We start from the raw sequence: 500 nt of genomic DNA, 5'->3' as shown, positions 1-500 counted from the left end.
CGCGCCCTCAGCACGCCACCCGCCGCATCGCCTCGGCGGCGCGGCGGCGCACCGCCTCCCAGTCGGCGGCACCACCCCCGGCCGGGCTGCGCTGCAACGGCGCCACCCCGGCCTGCCACAGGAAATCGCGCAGATCGGCCAGCGGCACCGCCGAACTGCCCTGCGGCCCGCCGGCATAGACCACGCCCACCACATTGCCCGCCGCGTCCAGCACCGGCCCGCCCGAATGCCCGGCCGAGCTGGCGGCGTCGATCTCCAGCCGCCAGCGCAGCCGCTCCGCCTTGTCGGCGCCGAAATAGCGCAGCCCGTCCTCCCAGCTCGCCTCCATCTCGCGCCCGGCGCGGTCGGTCAGGATGAAGCTGACGGCGCGCCCGCCCTCCGGCTCATGCACCGTCAGCGCCGCGCGGCGCAGCGTGCCGATGCTGGCCTGCAGCGCCCCGCGCCCGGTCGCGGCCGGATAGCCCAGCGCCATCACCGCCAGCCCGCGCGCCAGCCTTGGC

Annotated in this window: 1 pseudogene; it reads right to left on the bottom strand. The window is 77.6% G+C overall.

From position 1 onward, the window contains the following. Positions 1–7: 7 nt before the first annotated feature. Positions 8–500: pseudogene (locus HMPREF0731_RS22965) on the bottom strand (hypothetical protein); the annotation flags it as partial.

The organism is Pseudoroseomonas cervicalis ATCC 49957 (genome assembly GCF_000164635.1).
Classification (GTDB): domain Bacteria; phylum Pseudomonadota; class Alphaproteobacteria; order Acetobacterales; family Acetobacteraceae; genus Pseudoroseomonas; species Pseudoroseomonas cervicalis.
This window is presented reverse-complemented; position numbering and strand designations above follow the sequence as displayed.